This window comes from Mycobacterium sp. SA01, assembly GCF_041287105.1.
GTDB lineage: Bacteria > Actinomycetota > Actinomycetes > Mycobacteriales > Mycobacteriaceae > Mycobacterium.
This window is the reverse complement of record NZ_JBGGNO010000008.1, coordinates 85,388-103,235: the sequence shown is the minus strand read 5'-3', so window position 1 is coordinate 103,235 and position 17,848 is coordinate 85,388. Positions and strand designations below refer to the sequence as shown.

Annotated in this window: 8 protein-coding genes; 6 read left to right on the top strand and 2 right to left on the bottom strand. The window is 68.6% G+C overall.

Going from position 1 to position 17,848, the window contains the following annotated elements; translation table 11 throughout:
* Window positions 1-6: 6 nt before the first annotated feature.
* From AB4879_RS01470 to AB4879_RS01460, 3 genes are all read left to right on the top strand, one after another.
* Window positions 7-981, top strand: coding sequence for an NADPH:quinone oxidoreductase family protein (locus AB4879_RS01470; RefSeq protein ID WP_370506126.1), 975 nt, complete (start codon window positions 7-9; stop codon window positions 979-981).
* A gap of 96 nt (window positions 982-1,077) precedes the next feature.
* On the top strand, window positions 1,078-2,352 hold the full coding sequence (locus tag AB4879_RS01465) for a phosphotransferase (RefSeq protein ID WP_370506145.1): 1,275 nt from the start codon (window positions 1,078-1,080) through the stop codon (window positions 2,350-2,352).
* 46 nt (window positions 2,353-2,398) lie between these two features.
* A complete protein-coding gene (locus AB4879_RS01460) occupies window positions 2,399-4,078 on the top strand; it encodes a sulfatase-like hydrolase/transferase (RefSeq protein ID WP_370506144.1) in 1,680 nt (559 codons plus the stop codon).
* A 32-nt stretch (window positions 4,079-4,110) separates the two neighbouring features.
* Here the strand turns inward: AB4879_RS01460 and AB4879_RS01455 are convergent, their stop codons facing one another.
* The gene (locus AB4879_RS01455) at window positions 4,111-7,935 is read right to left on the bottom strand and encodes a Calx-beta domain-containing protein (protein WP_370506125.1); all 3,825 of its coding nucleotides are present in this window, start codon (window positions 7,933-7,935) and stop codon (window positions 4,111-4,113) included.
* Window positions 7,936-8,635: 700 nt separating this feature from the next.
* On the opposite strand from AB4879_RS01455, the gene recC reads away from it, so the two are divergent.
* Genes recC through recD form a run of 3 tightly spaced genes read left to right on the top strand, consistent with a single transcriptional unit; the run spans window position 8,636 to window position 16,928 of the window.
* A complete protein-coding gene (gene recC / locus AB4879_RS01450; RefSeq protein WP_370506124.1) occupies window positions 8,636-11,899 on the top strand; it encodes an exodeoxyribonuclease V subunit gamma in 3,264 nt (1,087 codons plus the stop codon).
* Window positions 11,899-15,198, top strand: a complete 3,300-nt coding sequence (recB, locus tag AB4879_RS01445; protein ID WP_370506123.1) for an exodeoxyribonuclease V subunit beta — start codon at window positions 11,899-11,901, stop codon at window positions 15,196-15,198. Before recC ends, recB begins: the two co-directional genes overlap by 1 nt.
* Window positions 15,195-16,928: an exodeoxyribonuclease V subunit alpha gene (recD, locus tag AB4879_RS01440; protein ID WP_370506122.1), complete on the top strand. Its 1,734-nt coding sequence runs from the start codon at window positions 15,195-15,197 to the stop codon at window positions 16,926-16,928. The genes recB and recD overlap by 4 nt, the downstream gene beginning before the upstream one ends.
* Window positions 16,929-16,943: 15 nt before the next feature.
* Here recD and sigI read toward each other — a convergent pair whose 3' ends face one another.
* Complete coding sequence (gene sigI, locus AB4879_RS01435; protein WP_370506121.1) at window positions 16,944-17,795, bottom strand: RNA polymerase sigma factor SigI; 852 nt, start codon at window positions 17,793-17,795, stop codon at window positions 16,944-16,946.
* Window positions 17,796-17,848 lie beyond the last annotated feature (53 nt).

Here is a 17,848-nt window from a genome sequence, read left to right as displayed (position 1 = left end):
GGTGTGATGCGGGCGATACGGGTGACCGAACTGGCCGGTCCGGAGTCGGTGCAACTGGTCGAGATCGACGAGCCGACCGATGAGGGCGCGATCCTGGTCGACGTCCACGCCGCCGGGGTGGCCTTCCCGGACGCCCTGCTCACCCGCGGGCTCTATCAGTACAAGCCGGAACTGCCCTTCACCCTGGGAGCCGAGGTCGCCGGTGTCGTCCGGTCCGCCCCCTCCGGCGCCCCCGTGAAAGCCGGTGACCGGGTCGTCGGTCTGACGATGATCACCGGCGCGATGGCCGAGACCGTCGTGCTCACGCCGGACCGGGTGTTCCCGCTGCCGGACAATGTCAGCTTCGAGGCCGGCGCGGGTCTGCTGTTCAACGACCTGACCGTGTACTTCGCTCTGACCGTGCGCGGCAGGCTGGCCAAGGGCGAGTCGGTGCTGGTCCACGGCGCGGCCGGCGGTATCGGCACCTCCACGCTGCGGCTCGCGCCCGCGCTCGGCGCCAGCCGGGTGATCGCGGTGGTCAGCACCGAGGACAAGGCGGACGTGGCCAGGGCCGCCGGCGCCACCGACGTCGTGCTGGCCGACGGGTTCAAGGACGCGGTCGCCGAGCTGACCGGCGGCAAGGGTGTCGACATCGTCATGGATCCGGTGGGCGGCGACCGGTTCACCGATTCGCTGCGCTCGCTGGCGCCGGCCGGGCGGCTGCTGGTGGTCGGCTTCACCGGAGGTGAGATTCCCACCGTGAAGGTAAATCGGCTGCTGCTCAACAACATCGACGTCGTCGGCGTCGGCTGGGGGGCCTGGACCATGACGCACCCCGGGGCGCTGACCGAGCAGTGGGACGGGCTGGCCGAGCTGCTGACCTCCGGTGCGCTGCCCGCACCGCAACCTGAGGTGTATCCGCTGGAGCAGGCTGCCGCGGCGGTCTCCTCGCTGGAGAATCGCACCGCCAAAGGCAAGGTCGTGGTCCGCGTCAGGGATTGACCCGGGCGACGGTTCGGCTCACGCGGTGTGGGCTCGGCGGGTCTGGGGTAGTGGAACTTAGATGCGCCCGTCCGAGGAGAAGCAATGAGCTCACCGGTGACCCTGCCCTGGACCGAGTGGCTGCCGACCCAGCGGTGGTATGCCGGTCGCACCCGCACCCTGGTGTCCGCTGACACCGTCGACGTGGTGCCGCTGCGGCCACAGCTTGACCTGATGCTGGTCGACGTCACCTACACCACTGGGCCCGCCGAGCGGTATCAGGTTGTGGTCCAATGGGATTCGACTCCGCCATCGAACGCGGGCGCGAGCATCACCGACGGCGCCTTCGACGGCCTGCACGACCCGTCGTCGGCGCAGTTCCTGCTGGCACTGATGGACTCGGGCACCACGATCGGCGACGTCACGTTCACCAAGGAGCCCGGCGTCACGTTGCCGCTCGAGGTCACCCCGCGGGTGTCGACGGCCGAGCAGAGCAATACCAGCGTGGTGTTCGCCGACCAGGCGATCTTCAAGTTGTTCCGCCGGGTCGCCGCGGGGATCAACCCCGATATCGAACTGAACCGGGTGTTGGGCCGGGCCGAGAACCGGCACGTGGCCCGGCTGCTGGGCTCGTTCGACACCACCATGGACGGTCAGCCCTGCCCGCTCGGGATGGTGACGGCTTTCGCCGCGAATTCGACTGAGGGCTGGGACATGGCCACCGCGAGCACCCGTGCGCTGACGGCCGACGGCGCCGGTGACGGCTTTTCTGGTGAGGCCTACCAGTTGGGCAAGGCGGTGGCGTCCGTACACGCGACGCTCGCGCAGGAGTTGGGGACCTCGACCGACCTGCTGCCCGTCGATGTGATGCGCCAGCGGCTGGCCGCGGCCGCGTCGGCCGTGCCCGAACTCGCCGAGTATCAGGCCGCCATCGAGGAGCGCTACGCCAAAGTCGCCGAAGAGCCGGTGGTCGTTCAGCGCGTCCACGGCGACCTGCACCTGGGTCAGGTGCTGCGCACGGCGGACGGTTGGCTGCTGATCGACTTCGAGGGTGAGCCGGGTCAGCCGGTCGACGAGCGGCGCAGGCCCGACTCGGCGATGCGCGACGTCGCGGGCATGCTGCGGTCGTTCGAGTACGCGGCATATCAGCAGATGGTCGACCGGACCCCGGACCCGGAGTTGGCGGCGCGGGTGAAGGACTGGGTGGACCGTAACTGCGCGTCGTTCTGCGACGGGTACGCCGCCGAAGCCGGTACCGACCCGCGCGATCATGCCGCGGTGCTGGCCGCCTACGAGTTGGACAAGGCGGTCTATGAGGCCGGCTACGAGGCGCGTTACCGGCCCAACTGGCTGAACATCCCGATGCGTTCGATCGCCCGCCTGGTCGGCTGAGCGGCCGCGAGCCCGAGCCGGTTCTTAGATCGGCTAGTAAGTTGGGCTGATGGCAGTCAAGCGCAGGACAGCACTCGGGACGGTGGCCGCGGTCGGAGCCGCGGCGGCCGGCCTTGGCGGGGTCGAGCTCATCACCCGGGAACAGCGCGCCCGATCCGGGACCCCCGCCGCCGGCAAGCCCAACATCCTGGTCGTGATCGTCGACCAGATGCGCACCCCGCAATGGTTTCCCGACGCCGCCGCGTTGGACACCCGCCTGCCCCACCTGAGCGCGCTGCGCCGTGCGAGCGTGTCTTTCGACCGTCACTACACCGCGTCGAACATGTGCACCCCGGCCCGCGGGACCATGACCACGGGCCTGTATTCACACCAGACCGGTTGTCTGTTCACCGGTGACGGAGCCACCGAGTCGACGCTGGCGCCGCAGTTCCCGACCTGGGGCACGCTGCTGCGTGACCGCGGCTACCGCACCTGGTGGTGGGGTAAGTGGCACTTGGGTGCCGAGGCGGACAACACCCCCGACGGTCTGGACGTGCACGGCTTCTCCGGTGGTACCTACCCGTCCCCTAATGGCGGGCCGAGCCAGGGCCTGCACCAGGATCCCCACATCACCGACCAGTTCGTCGAGTGGTTCGACCAGCACGCGGGTGACGGTCCGTGGTGTACGACGGTCTCGTTGGTGAACCCGCACGACATCATGTGGTGGCCGAGAAGCCCACTGCCCGAGGATGTTCCGCGGGTATTCACCGATCTGCCCGCCAACTTCGAGACACCCGAGGACATCCGTCGCCGCAACAAGCCGCAGCTGCAACTGGACTACATCGACTTCATGAGCCCGCTGATCACCGGCGCGCTGCCCTACACCGGACCCGACGTCACCAGGCAGTGGGCGCGAGGCCTGGACATGTACCTGTGGCTTCAGCAGCAGGTCGATGCCCAGATCGGGCGTGTGACACAGACTTTGGCTTCGCGCCCCGACATCGATCGCAATACGATCGTGGTGTTCACATCCGACCACGGTGAGTATGCCGGATCACACGGAATGCGCGGCAAGGGCGCGAGCATGTACGAAGAGGGCATCAGGGTGCCCCTCTACATCCGCGACCCGTCCGGCCGGCTCACCCCAAGGCCCGGTGAGACGCGGGATCAGTTGACCTCCAGCGTCGATCTCGCGCCGCTGCTGTTGACGATCGCCGACGGCGGAAACGGCTGGCGTACCGACCCCGGATGCGAGCACCTGGCGCACCGTGCCGACCTGGCCGCGATCGCCGCCGATGCCACCGCGCCCGGCCGGCCCTGGATCGCGCATGTCACCGACGACGTATCGGTCGAGGAGATGGCCGCCTTGATGACATCCGATCGGGTGCGAAAGATGCTGGGCGTCAACGCTAATCCGACGCACATCCCGACGACGGCCCCCAGTCACCTCGTCGCGGTCCGTACCCGCGACGCCAAGTTCGGCAGCTATGCGTACTGGCGGCCCGGCGGCATGCAGATCGACGCGTCGCGCCCGATCGATAACGAGCTGTACGACTACGCCACCCCGGAGGGCCGGCGCGAGGTCGACAATCAGGCGGGCCGCAACGCCAAACAGGCTGCGTTGCAGGCATTGCTGGACAACGAGGTGCTTCCCGAAGTGCAGGCGCCGCTGCCGCCCGCGCTACACGCGGCGCAGGAACTGGGGCTGGCCAACCTCCAACAGGTCGCCGCCGCCCGCGGCACCTAGCAGATCCACGGGCGGCAGCGATCCGGGGGGACTCAGAGCGACACCGGCACCGAAACGTCGAGTGCGCTCAGGTTGTTGCCGAGCGGATCGCCGAGGGCCACCATGCTCTGGAAGTACTCGATCACCCGCTTGTCTGAGACGTCCAGTGCGGGCCATTGCGGCCAGTCCCAGGTGTCGTTCATGAACGGTTGCATCTGATCGTGGCTGAGAACCGTCAAATGGTTGACGTCGTGGGCGGTGGCGGAACCCTCGAGGACGAGGCGGCCATTCGCTCGATCGTGCATCCATCCCCCGTAGTGTGGCTCCATTTTCAGGGTGTCGATGAAGGCCGTCTCACCACCGGTGTCCATCAGGTACTCGGCGAAGCCGGTATGGCCGTACTGCGCCACCATGGCCATCACATCGGCTGCCGAACCGAGCCGCGCCGTCCGTTCGATGTCCGCCACGATCTGCGGGGTGTACTTGTCGTCGGCTATCCAGCCGACTTTGGCGCCCTGCATGGCGTAATACAGTCCGACGCCCTGCAGGTCCTGGTTCCAGGCCTGCGCGTTGTTGGTCAGCTTGTTGGCGAACGCCCAGTTGCCGACATCCTCGAGGGCCACCGTGCCCAGGCCGGCGAACGTGCGCTGGTCGTTGTAGGCGACCAGTGCCTCGGTCGTGATCGCCGTCCGGCCGCCCGCGAGCCCATCCATGCCGGTGTGGCTGCTGCCGTGGAACATGCCGAACGACATGATGTCGGTGTACTGACCGCTTGCCGGGGGATCGGGCATCGGCATCCCGGGGTCGGTCGGCGGAGTCTGCGTGCCGCCCCCGGATGTTGTGCCCACCGGACGATCGAGGATGGTTCCCATGCCGGTCGCGTCGGTGAGCGTCGCCCCGGTGGGATTCGACAACATGACGGTGAACGTCTCGCTGCTTTCCGTCAGGGAATCGCTCTTCACCGGAATGGTGATCACCTTCTGAGTTTCGCCTGGCGCGAAAGTGACTGTGCCCGTGACGCTGACGTAGTCGAGCCCTGCGGTCGCGGTGCCGTTCGACGTTGCGTACTGCACCGTCACCTTCTGAGTCGACGGTGCGGCCAGGGTCACCACGAACGACGCCACCGACGTGCCACTTCCCCCGGTGAATTCGATGGGCGTCAGGTAGGCCATCTTGTTCTGGTTGATCGTCTTCCAGTCGTCGGCCAGGATGCCCCCGGTGTCACCGGAATTCGGGTTCCACGACCAATACGTCCAACTCATGTCTTCGGTTCCGGCGGCGATGTCAACCGTGCCGTTGTTGTCGAAATCACCCGACAGGTAGGACGTCAGCGCCTCTAACCAGACGGCATCCTTGGGATCGGTGAGTTTGGTGCCGAACTCGCCGACGTAGATCGGCGCGATGTTGTCCTCGTAGATGTAGCCCCAGGCTTTCCGGAAGACGCCGGGCAGGCCGGCCCCGAAATTGGCGGTCTGGAACCACGGTTGGGCGTATACGGAGTTCGGATAGTCGTGCGGTGAGTAGACGACCTGGTTGGGCACGTTGAGCACGATCGGGCGGTCTTTCACACCCATCAGATTGCCGCCCCACCAATAGTTTTGGCCCTGATAGGTCCCGACCCCTTCGACGAAGATCAGCAGGTTCGGATTCGCCTGCAGGACAGCGTTTCCGGCTCGCTCCGCCGCGCGCGCCCAGTCGTTGACTCCGCCGCCGCCCCAGGTCCCGTTGTACGGCTCGTTGTGAAGATCGAAGCCGATGACGGTCGGATTGTCCTTGTAGCGGGTCGCCAGTGTCTGCCAGTCGGAGACCCATTGGTCTTCGGAGTACTGGCTGTTGTACCAGAGCCCGTTCTCACTTGTGCCCGCACCGGCGGTACTGCGGTGGTGGTCGAGGATGACCCGCATCCCGTCCTGGCCGGCGTAGGCGATGATCTGATCGAGCACCTGCATACGGGACAGCCCTTGCAGGTCCGGGTTCAGGTTGTAGTTGATACCGGACGGCGCCGCGGAGGTGTGCAGCATCTCGCTGGAGTACGGGATGCGAATGGTGTTGAAGCCCTGGGCCGACATCTGGTCGATCATGTCTTTGTAGTTGCGGGTCCACAGACCGTCCGGCACCCCGTTGGAGCCCTCCGCGCCGAACCAGTTGACGCCCGAGATCTGGACGGGTTTGCCTTGGGAATCCAGGATCTGGTTGCCCGAGGTGTGTAGGAATCCTGCCGCCATGCCGGTGGAACCGGGTTCCGTCGCCGATGCATCGGAGATGCTGAGGCCGGGCGTTGTCGCCACGTCGTCGTTGGTGATGGTGCCGGTGGCGGTGCCGCGGGAGATGGTCGCCCCGGAGGGGTTGGACAGTGCGACGGTGAAGGTTTCGCTGGGCTCGACCGTCGTATCGCCGGTGATCTTGACCGTGACGGTCTGCGACGTCACGCCGGCCGCGAAGGTGAGAGTGCCTGTGGTGCTGGTGAAGTCGGCCCCGGCGGTGGCGGTGCCGTTCGCGGTGGTGTAGCCGACGGCGACGGGCGTGGTCGCGGCCTTGGACAACGTGACGGTGAAGGTGGCGTTGCTCGAGCCGCTGTTGCCCTCGGCGACCGTCACATCGGCGATCGAGATGGTGGGGGTGGTCGGCGGCGTGCTGACCGCGACGCCGTTGACCGTGAGGTTGGTCGGCGCCGAACCGAGGGCGCCGGGGGTGGCCTGATAGCCGAACGATGTGCTCTGGCCGGCCGCGACGGTGGCGTTGTAGGTCATGTTGCTGATCACGTAGTGGGTGCCGACATGGCTGGTGATCTGGCCGTTCCAGATGTTGGTGATCTGGGCGGGAGTATCGAATTCGACCGTCCAGCCGTTGAGGTTCTGGCCTGCGGTCACCGTGATGTTCGCGTTGTGCCCGGACCCCCAGTCACTGGCCACGCTGTAGGAGACAGAGTTGGTGCCCGGGTTCGAGGCGACGTCGTCGTTGGTGATGGTCCCGGTGGCGGTGCCACGAGAGATGGTCGCCCCGGAGGGGTTGGACAGTGCGACGGTGAAGGTTTCGGTGGGTTCGACCGTCGTATCGCCGGCGACCTTGACGGTGACGGCCTGCGACGTGACGCCGGGAGTGAAGGTGAGAGTGCCTGTGGTGCTGGTGAAGTCGGCTCCGGCGGTGGCGGTGCCGCTGACAGTGGAGTAGTTGACGGTGACCGGGGTGGTGGCGGCCTTGGACAATGTGACGGTGAAGGTGGCGTTGCTCGAGCCGCTATTGCCCTCGGCGACCGTCACATCGGCGATGGACACGCTCGGTGTGGTCGGGGGCGTGCTGACCGCGACGCCGTTGAACGTGAGGTTCGTCGGCGCCGAACCGACGGCGCCGGGGGTGGCCTGATAGCCGAAGGTGGTGCTCTTGCCTGCGGCGACGGCACCGTTGTAGGTCATGTTGCTGATCACGTAGTGGGTGCCGACATGGCTGGTGATCTGGCCGTTCCAGATGTTGGTGATCTGGGCGGGAGTATCGAATTCGACCGTCCAGCCGTTCACGGCGGCGCCACCCGCGGTGACGGTGATGTTGGCGGTGTGACCCGAGCCCCAGTCGGAGACCACGCTATAGCTGGCGGTCGGCGTCGACGTCGTGAGCGCGGCCGCCTTCCCGGTGGCCCTGGGCATCGCCAGCAGCGACTGGGTCTGCCGGTACAGGCCGACAAGCAGATCGTTGATCGGATTGCCGACCGGCAGGGCCGGAAGGACGGGGGCGATCCCCAGCGAGCGCAGCACCTGCGCCTGCGACGGAAGCGAGAGGGGGATCTGCAGCAGACTCGGCGGCGTGAATGCCAGTTTTCGTGCTGCGACCGGCGGTGCGGGGTCCGTCACGGCGCGGCTGAGCGCCTCGGCGGGGGCCGTCACTGAATTGCTGCTTGATTCGACTGTTCCGACCCGCACGGATGAGGCGTCAGGCTCTGTTATGTTGCCAACCGCCGCGCGCGGGGTGGATGGGGTAGTTAGCGTAGCGGCGGTCCTCGGTGGCTTGGACCCCGACGAAGCGGAGGCGGCGGCCCTGAGCTTGGTCGTCTGCCGCCGAGCAGTATGGCCGCCGGCCGACGCGCCCGACGAGGCGTCCCGGGTGGCGCTACTCGGCGACGAGGAGCCACCACCGGCGGTGGTATCCGCATGTGCCAGCCCCGCGCCGGTCGTCAAAGCGGCCCCGACACCCAGACTCAGCGCCCCCACACCCAGCCAGCCGTAGGGTTCTCTGCGCCCCCGGCGGCGCGATCCCCGCTTCGGACCGTCGTTGTCGATCTTCGCCGCATCCCCGCCATGATGTGCCGCAGCATTCATTGCTCTGCCCTTCCTCCAAGAGAATTCACAGCGTTGCTGAAAGGTTCAGACATGTCACGCATTTGACCGAAAATGGAGCCAAAAAAGTCTTTGCTGTGTACAGGCCCTGGACAAATTTGGCGGGGGCGTCAAGGGCCTGGACACAGCAGGGGCCGGCCGGCCGGGCGCGCCGATCGCCACGCCCTCGGCGTGGGGCGGTGTGATTTCCCCGCCGCGGCGTCACAGCCGCGCGCCGGGGATGTCCCCCGGCGCGGCTACGGTGATCCCGATGGCCCTGCACCTGCACCGCGCCGAGCGAACCGACCTGCTCGCCGACGGTCTCGGCGCGCTGCTGGCCGTCCCGCAATCCGACCCGTTCGCCGCCGAACTCGTGGTGGTGCCGGCCCGCGGCGTGGAACGCTGGCTCAGTCAGCGGCTATCGCACGTCCTCGGTGGCGGGGACGGTGCCGGGGGCGTCTGCGCCGGGGTGTCGTTCCGGTCGCCGGCATCGTTGATCGCCGAGATCGCCGGGACCGAGGACGACGATCCGTGGTCGCCCGACGCGATGGCCTGGCCGCTGCTGGAAGTCATCGACGCGAGCCTCGACGAGCCGTGGTGCCGCACGCTGGCCACCCACCTCGGCCACTTCGTGGCCGGCGAGGAGAAGGAGCTGCGTCGGGGCAGGCGGTACGCGGTGGCCCGCCGGCTGGCCGCACTGTTCGCCTCCTACGCCCGCCAGCGCCCCCGGCTCCTGGTCGAGTGGCTGGCCGGCGAACCCGACGGTCTGGGCGCCGACCTGCGGTGGCAGCCACACCTCTGGCGTGCCCTGGTTGCCAGGATGGGCATCGACCCGCCTCACGAGCGGCACGCCAAAACACTTGCCCGGCTGCACGAGTCGGGGGTGGACCTGCCGGCCAGGGTATCGCTGTTCGGGCATACCCGGCTGCCGAGCACCGAGATCGAACTCGTCGGCGCGCTGGCCGAACACCACGATGTGCACCTGTGGCTGCCGCATCCCAGCGCCGCGCTGTGGACCGCGCTGAGCGGCGTGCGGGGCACCGTCGTGCGCAGCGACGACACCAGCCACCGGTTCGCCGCCCACCCGTTGCTGGCCACCCTCGGCCGCGACGTCCGCGAACTCCAGCGGGGCCTGCCCGCCTCGGTGGCCACTGACGAGTTCCTGGGCGCCGAGCGTCTTCCGGACACGCTGCTGGGCTGGCTGCAATCCGATATCGCCGCCAATGCCGAACGGCCGCAGGGTCGTTCGTACGCCGGCGACCGGTCGGTGCAGGTGCACAGCTGTCACGGCGCGGCCCGCCAGGTCGATGTGCTGCGTGAGGTCCTGCTCGGTCTACTCGCCGAGGACCGCACCCTGGAACCCCGCGACATTCTGGTGATGTGCCCGGACATCGAGACCTACGCCCCGCTGATCGTCGCGGACTTCGGCCTCGGCGACGTGGTGCCTGGTGCGCATCCCGCCCACCAGCTGCGGGTGCGGCTGGCCGATCGTGCGTTGATCCAGACCAACCCACTGCTCGGGGTGGCGGCCAAACTGTTGGCGTTGGCAGGCAGCCGGGTGACCGCGACCGAGGTGCTGGACTTCGCCCATCTGGAACCGGTGCGGGCGCGATTCGCCTTCAGTGACGATGACCTGGAGACCATCACCCGCTGGGTGCAGCAGGCCAACATCCGGTGGGGCTTCGATGCCGAGCACCGGGCCCCGTTCGGAATCCCGTTCATCCAGAACACCTGGCGGTTCGGTCTGGACCGGGTGCTGGCCGGGGTCGCGATGTCCGACGATTCCAAGGACTGGCTGGATGTGACCCTGCCGCTGGATGATGTCGGTAGCAACAGCGTCGAACTGGCAGGCCGGCTGGCCGAGTGTGTGGACCGGTTGCAGCGCATCGTCGACGCGCTGAGCGGGGTCCGTCCGTTACGGCAGTGGCTGACCGCGCTGCAAGACGGTGTCGGCATGCTCACGGCCACCACCGGTGACGATGCTTGGCAGACCAGTCAGCTGCAACGCGAGTTCGGCGACGTGCTGACCTCGGCCGGGCACCGGGCGGACACCGATCTGCGGCTTCCGGACGTCACCGCACTGCTGGGTCGGCATCTGTCCGGGCGGCCGACCCGGGCGAACTTCCGCACCGGCACGCTGACGGTGTGCACCATGGTTCCGATGCGCTCGGTGCCGCACCGGGTGGTGTGCCTGGTCGGATTGGACGACACCGTGTTTCCCCGGATCGGCGTGGTCGACGGCGACGACGTGCTGGCGCGCGACCCGAGGACCGGTGAGCGCGACATCCGCTCCGAGGACCGTCAGCTGCTGCTGGACGCGATCTGCGCCGCGACCGACAAGTTGGTGATCACCTACACGGGAGCCAACGAGTACTCCGGGCAACAGCGGCCGCCCGCGGTTCCGTTGGCCGAACTGCTCGACGCGCTGGACCGCACCACCGAAGCGCCGGTGCGTGAGGAGATACTCATTCGGCACCCGTTGCAGCCCTTCGATGTTCGCAATGTGACGCCGGGTGCGCTCGGGGTTCCCGACGAACCGTTCACCTTCGATTCCAGCGCGCTCGCTGCTGCGTCGATCACCGGCGGTCACCGCCCCGAACAGCCCGACCTCCTGGCGAACCCGCTGCCCGCACCAGGGCCCGACGATGTCACGCTGGCCGATCTGTCGAAGTTCTTCGCCAATCCGGTCAAAGGCTTCTTCACCGCCCTGGACGTGACGCTGCCGTGGGACGTCGAGGGTGTCGAGGACGCCATGCCTGTCGAGATCGACAACCTGCAGCAGTGGACCGTCGGCCAGCGACTGCTCACCGACATGCTGGCCGGAATGGATCCCGATCGGGCCGGGCAGGCGGAATGGCGCCGGGGCACGCTGCCACCGGGGCGGCTGGGCTGGCGAACCGCCGGCGAATTGCGCGACCAGGCAACGGAACTGGCGCGGGCAGCGCTGGCTCATCGAACCGGGACCCCGCACGCCTACGACGTGGACGTCGATCTGGGCGGCGGCCGTCGTCTCACCGGCACCGTCTCCGGTGTGTACGGCAAGCGGCTCTTGGAGGTGACGTTCTCCAAGCTGGACGCTCCGCACCTGCTGCGGGCGTGGATCCCGATGCTGGCGCTGTGTGCGGCCCATCCTGGGCAGTGGTCCGCGGTGTGCATCGGCAGGCAGCGGCGCCGCAACGGGGTGGTCGAGCGTCTGCTGGGGGCACCGCAGGAGGACCCGACCGCGCTGCTGCGGGATCTGGTCGCGATCTATGACGCCGGCCGCCGCGAGCCGATTCCCCTGCCCATCAAGACGTCTCATGCCTGGGCCGTGGCACGGATCAGTGGCCAGGACCCCCGAAGCGAAGCCTGGTCGAAGTGGCGTTACGAGCGCGATGACCGCGCCATCGAGCGGGTCTGGGGCCGGGATCCCGATCTGGACCCGTTGCTGACCGAGCCACGTCCCGGGGAGGAAACGCCCGGTGAGCTGACCCGGCTGGGAGCCTATGCGGCGCGGCTGTGGGCACCGCTGCTGCGTGCCGAGGACGGTGCCTGATGGATCAGTTCGATCTGCTGGGCCCCTTGCCGGAGCACGGTTCGACGACGGTGCTGGAAGCCAGCGCCGGGACCGGCAAGACATTCACGCTCGCCGCACTGGTGACCCGCTATGTGGCCGAGGGCCGGGCCAGGCTGGACCAGATGCTGCTGATCACGTTCAGCCGCGCGGCCACCCAGGAGTTGCGCGAGCGTGTACGGCGCGCGCTGCAGGAGGCGTTGCGCGCGTTCGACGACCCCGAATTCGCTCAGGGCAACGATGTTGTGGCCGCGCTGACCCGTGGTGCGCCGGCAGAACTGGTTGAACGTCGGCACCGGTTACGCGACGCGCTGGCCGGGTTCGATGCCGCCACGATCGCCACCACCCACCAGTTCTGCCACCTGGTGCTGAAATCCCTTGGTGTTGCCGGGGACACCGACTCCCATGTGACTCTGGCCGAGAGCTTGGACGAACTGGTCGCCGAGATCGTCGACGACCTGTACCTGGCCCACTTCGGTCAGGAGCGTGAGCAGCCGCCGATCAGCCGCGCGGAGGCGCTCAAGCTGGGCCGTGAGGTGGTCGCGAATCCGGGCACCGAGCTTCGGCCGTTGAATCCGCCGCCGGGCTCGCAGCCCGCGGTCCGGGTCGGCTTCGCCAACGATGTTCTGACCGAGCTGGATCGGCGCAAACGCCGCCGCGGGATCCTCAGCTACGACGATCTGCTCGGCCGGCTGGCCGATGCGCTGGAATCGGCCGAATCGCCGGCCGCGACCCGCATGCACCAGCGGTGGTCAGTGGTGATGGTCGACGAGTTCCAGGACACCGATCCGGTGCAGTGGCAGGTGATCGAGCGCGCGTTCGGCCGCCAGTCGACGCTCATCCTCATCGGCGATCCCAAGCAGGCGATCTACGCCTTTCGGGGCGGGGACATCGTCACCTACCTGCATGCCGCCAAGACCGCGGGGCAGCGCCGCACACTCGGCATGAACTGGCGCAGTGATTCGGTGCTGGTCGACCGCCTGCAGAACGTGTTGGGCGGGGCCGAACTCGGCGACCCCGACATCAAAGTCCTTCCCGTACAGGCCCACCATCGTGGGCACCGGTTGGCGGGTGCCCCGCACAACGACCCGTTCCGGTTGCGGGTGGTCAGCAGGGACAGCTTCGGGCAACGGGGTACCCGCACAATCCGCATGGACGCCCTGCGCCCACACATCGCCGCCGACCTGGCAGCCGACATCGCCGCGCTGCTGGCGAGCAAGGCCACCTTCGACGGCAGTCCTCTGCAGGCCAACGACATCGCCGTCATCACCGAAAGCCACGCCGACGCCAGGGCGTGCTTCGACGCGCTGGTGACCGCAGGCGTTCCGGCCGTCTACACCGGTGACACCGATGTGCTCAGGTCGCAGGCCGCCGACGACTGGCTGAGCCTGCTGGAGGCGTTCGACCAGCTGCACCGGCCGGGGCTGGTGCGCGCCGCCGCGACGACGATGTTCTTCGGCAAGACCGCCGAGGATCTCGCCAGCGGCGGTGACACGCTGACCGACCGGGTCGCGGACACCTTGCGGCAGTGGGCAGATCATGCCCGTGAAGCCGGCGTGGCGGCGGTGTTCGAGGCGGCGCAGCTGGCGGGTATGGGCCGCCGGGTGCTGTCCTGGGCCGGCGGCGAACGCAACATGACCGATCTCGCCCATGTCACTCAGCTGCTGCACGAGGTGTCCCACCGGGACCAGCTCAGCCTCACCGCATTACGCGACTGGCTGCGTACTCAGCGCGAGGAGCGCAGCGGCGCGCCGGAACGAAACCGCCGCCTCGACAGCGATGCCGCCGCGGTGCAGATCATGACGGTGTGGGTGAGCAAGGGGCTCCAGTTCCCGATCGTCTACTTGCCATTGGCGTTCAATCGCTATGTGCGCAGCGAGGATCTGGTCCGTTTCCACGACCAGGAGCGGCGCTGCCTGCACGTCGGCGGTGACCAGAGCGCCGAGCTGGCAACGGCGCAACGGCTCGGCAGGCAGGAGTCCGCCGGCGAGGAGACCAGGCTGACGTATGTCGCGATGACGCGGGCGCAGTCGCAGGTGGTGACATGGTGGGCGCCGTCCTGGGACGAACCCAACGGCGGCCTGTCGCGCCTGCTGCGGGGCCGCCGGCCGGGGCAGAGCACGGTTCCGGACCGCTGCGATCCCGAACGGGTCGACGACGCCGACGCGATGGCGCTACTCAGGGAATGGGAAACCGCAGGCGGCCCCGTGCTGGAAGAGTCGGTCGTCGCCGAGCCTGCCGAGCTGGCCGTGGAGCAGCCACGAGAAGACCTGGGTGTCCGGCACTTTCATCGCGGCATCGACACCACGTGGCGGCGAACCTCCTACTCCGGCCTGATCCGCGCCGCTGAGACGACCGGGGTCGGCAGTGAGCCCGAGGTGATCCAGCTCGACGACGAGGTCGCCGACATCGCGGTGAGCGCACCGCTGTCGGGATCGGATGTGCCATCCCCGATGGCCGACCTGCCGACCGGCGCCACGTTCGGCAGCCTGGTGCACGCAGTCTTGGAAACCGCCGACCCGTTCGCCGGCGACCTGGCGGCTGAACTGCAGACCCAGATCGAGCGGCACTCGGTGTGGTGGCCGGTGGATGTCGCCGCGGCGGAATTGGCCACGGCCCTGGTGCCGATGCACGACACCCCCCTCGGCCCGCTCGCCGGCGAACTGACCTTGCGCCAGATCGGCATGCGGGACCGGTTGTGCGAGATGGACTTCGAGTTCCCGCTGTCCGGCGGCGATCGGGGGACAGGCCGACCCGAGACGCGGCTGGCTGACGTCGGCCGGCTGCTGAGCGCGCACCTGCCCGCCGACGACCCGCTGGCGCCCTACGTCGAGCGGCTCAGCGGCGGCCCGCTCGGCGCGCAGTCGTTGCGCGGCTATCTGTCCGGATCCGTGGACGCGGTGTTGCGGATACCCGACGGTGCGGGGCATCGCTATCTGGTGGTCGACTACAAGACCAACTGGCTAGGGGAGGCTGACCGGCCGCTGTCTGCCGCCGACTACGACCGCGATCGGATGGCTGAGGCGATGCTGCATTCCGACTATCCCCTGCAGGCGTTGCTGTACAGCGTTGTGCTGCACCGGTTCCTGCGCTGGCGGCTGCCCGGGTACCAGCCGGACCAGCACCTGGGTGGGGTGCTGTATCTGTTCGTCCGCGGTATGTGCGGCCCGGACACGCCGACCGCCGGCGGTCACCCTGCCGGGGTGTTCAGCTGGCGGCCGCCCGCGGCGTTGGTGACGGCGGTGTCCGACCTGCTCGACGGACCGCGGGTGCCGGCGTGACCGTCGAGGTGACCGACGCCGCAGACTGGCGGCGGTGCGCCGGTGCCACCGGATTGCTGCGGGTGTTCAACGAAGCCGGGGCCATCGAAGCAGCTGATGTCCTTGTCGCCCAACGGCTCACGGCACTGGGCAAGGAGCCCGACGAGCTGGTCGCGCTGGCGATCGCGTTCGTGGTGCGCGCGGTGCGCGGCGGATCGGTGTGCGTGGAACTCGCGGCGGTGGCGGAGCAGGTCGACATCGACGACGTGCCGTGGCCGGAGCCGGGGGAGTGGCTGGCGGCCGTCGCGGCCAGTCCACTGCTGCACTCCCCGGCGGTGTTGCACCTCGACGAAGGCCTGCTCTACTTCGACCGGTACTGGCTGGAGGAACGCCAGGTCGCCACCGATGTACTGGCGCTGACCGCCGCCCGGCCGCAGCGCCGGTTACCCGACATTGCACGGCTTTTCCCGGCGGGATACGACGAACAACGCCGGGTCGCGGAGGTCGCCTTGGCCCAGGGGCTCACGGTGCTGACCGGGGGGCCGGGCACCGGCAAGACCACCACCGTGGCGAGGCTGCTGGCACTGCTGGCCGAGCAGGCGGAACTCGAAGGCACGCCGGGTCTGCGGATCGCGCTGGCCGCGCCGACCGGCAAGGCGGCCGCCCGGCTGCAGGAGGCGGTGCAGGCTGAGGTCGACGAACTGACGCCCGCCGATCGCGATCGGCTGCACGGGCTGCGCGCCACCACGCTGCACCGGCTGCTGGGTCCGATGCCCAGGACCTCGGCCCGGTTTCGGCACCACCGGGAGAATCGGCTGCCGCACGACGTGATCGTCGTCGACGAAACGTCGATGGTGTCGCTGACGATGATGGCCCGCCTGGTGGAAGCGGTCCGGCCAGACTCGCGGCTGCTGCTGGTGGGCGACCCCGACCAGCTGGCCTCGGTGGAAGCCGGTGCGGTACTGGCGGATTTGGTGGAGGGACTCAGTGCGCGCGGCGATACGCCGGTGGCCAAGCTGATCACGTCGCACCGGTTCGGCGCATCGATCGGGGCGCTGGCGCTGGCGATCCGGGTCGGTGACGCCAACCGCGCGATCGACGTCCTGAATGCCGGTGGTGAACACATCGAATGGATCGACACCGAGGAGCCCACCGCGGCGCTTCGTCAGGTGCTGGTTCCGCATGCGATCGGATTGCGCGAGGCCGCGGTGCTGGGCAACGGACCGGCCGCGCTGGCCGCTCTCGAGGAGCACCGGCTGCTGTGTGCGCACCGGCGCGGGCCGCACGGGGTGGCGTATTGGAATCGTCAGGTCGAGCGGTGGCTGGTCGAGGAAACCGATGCCCCGCAATGGGCTTCGTGGTACGCCGGTCGCCCGGTGCTGGTGACCGCCAACGACTACGGACTGCGGCTCTACAACGGTGACATCGGGGTCACCGTGCTGCGCGACGGTGTGCTGCGGGTGGCGATGGCGGGGGCCGACGGCACCGCCGAGTTCGCCACCAGCCGGCTTGCCGATATCGAGACCATGCATGCGATGACGATCCACAAGAGCCAGGGCAGTCAGGTCGAGGAGGTGACGGTGCTGATGCCGCCGACGGATTCGCGGTTGCTCAGCCGGGAGTTGTTGTACACCGCGGTGACTCGCGCCAAGACCAAGGTGCGGGTGGTCGGCTCGGCCGAGCAGCTGCGTGCCGCCGTGGGGCGACGGGCGGCGCGGGCCAGCGGGCTCAGCCGCCGCCTCACCCAGTGACGCTCGGCGGCGGAGTCAGCGCGCTGACGGGTCGGCGGTCGCCTCGATCGTGGCGACCAGGCCGTCGCGGATGGTGAGCACGACGACGGCGAACAGCCGCCGGTGGCTGAACGCCAGCACGACGGGCCGCCCGACCGGGCCGCTGACGAGCGTCGCGCCGGTGAGGTAGCGCAGCAGGTTCCGCCCGACAGCGTGCCTGCCGTGGTTCACCTGCGGAGGTGGCGCCGGATCGGCCAGGACGGTGCCGGAGCCCCACACGTCGGGTGCCAGAACCTCGGTCAACGCCGCGAGGTCGCCGTCGGCGCACGCGGCGATGAACCGCTCGGTGACCAGATGGTGTTCGGTGTCGTCGACCGCGGCGGTGACCGGTGCGGCGGCGTGGATCTTGCTGCGGGCGCGGCGGGCGAGTTGACGGCACGTCGCGGCGGGACGCCCGACGGTATCGGCGATGTCCTCGAACGGCACCCGGAAGACGTCGTGCAGGACGAACGCCACCCGCTCGGCGGGACTGAGCCGGGCCAGCACCTCGAACAGCGCGTCGTGCACCTCGTCGTCCAAGGTGACCCGGTCACCTGGATCAGGCATCGCGCTGTGGTGCAGCGGCGTCCGGAGTTCCATCCGCTCGGGTTCGGCGGTGGTCACCCGTCGGTGCCGGGCCGACCGTACGTGGTCGAGGCAGAGTCTGCTGCTGACCACGGTGAGCCAGCCGCGCGGGTCATCGATGTCGTCCAGATCGGTCTGGGACAGCCGCAGGAATGCCTCCTGCACAATGTCTTCCGCGTCGCCGACATCGCCGACCATCTGGTAGGCCAGGTTGATCAGGTACGGGCGGTGGGCCTTGAGCAGGGCGGGAAGGGTGTCGCTCATGTCATAGACGACGAATCGGCATGCCCAAAAGTTACCGCTGTCACCTTCCGGTG

Coding starts and splice junctions, on each gene's coding strand:
- AB4879_RS01470 (WP_370506126.1), top strand. CDS start 7: ATGCGGGCGATACGGGTGACCGAACTGGCCGGTCCGGAGTCGGTGCAA.
- recC (WP_370506124.1), top strand. CDS start 8,636: ATGGCCCTGCACCTGCACCGCGCCGAGCGAACCGACCTGCTCGCCGAC.
- recB (WP_370506123.1), top strand. CDS start 11,899: ATGGATCAGTTCGATCTGCTGGGCCCCTTGCCGGAGCACGGTTCGACG.
- sigI (WP_370506121.1), bottom strand. CDS start 17,795: ATGAGCGACACCCTTCCCGCCCTGCTCAAGGCCCACCGCCCGTACCTG.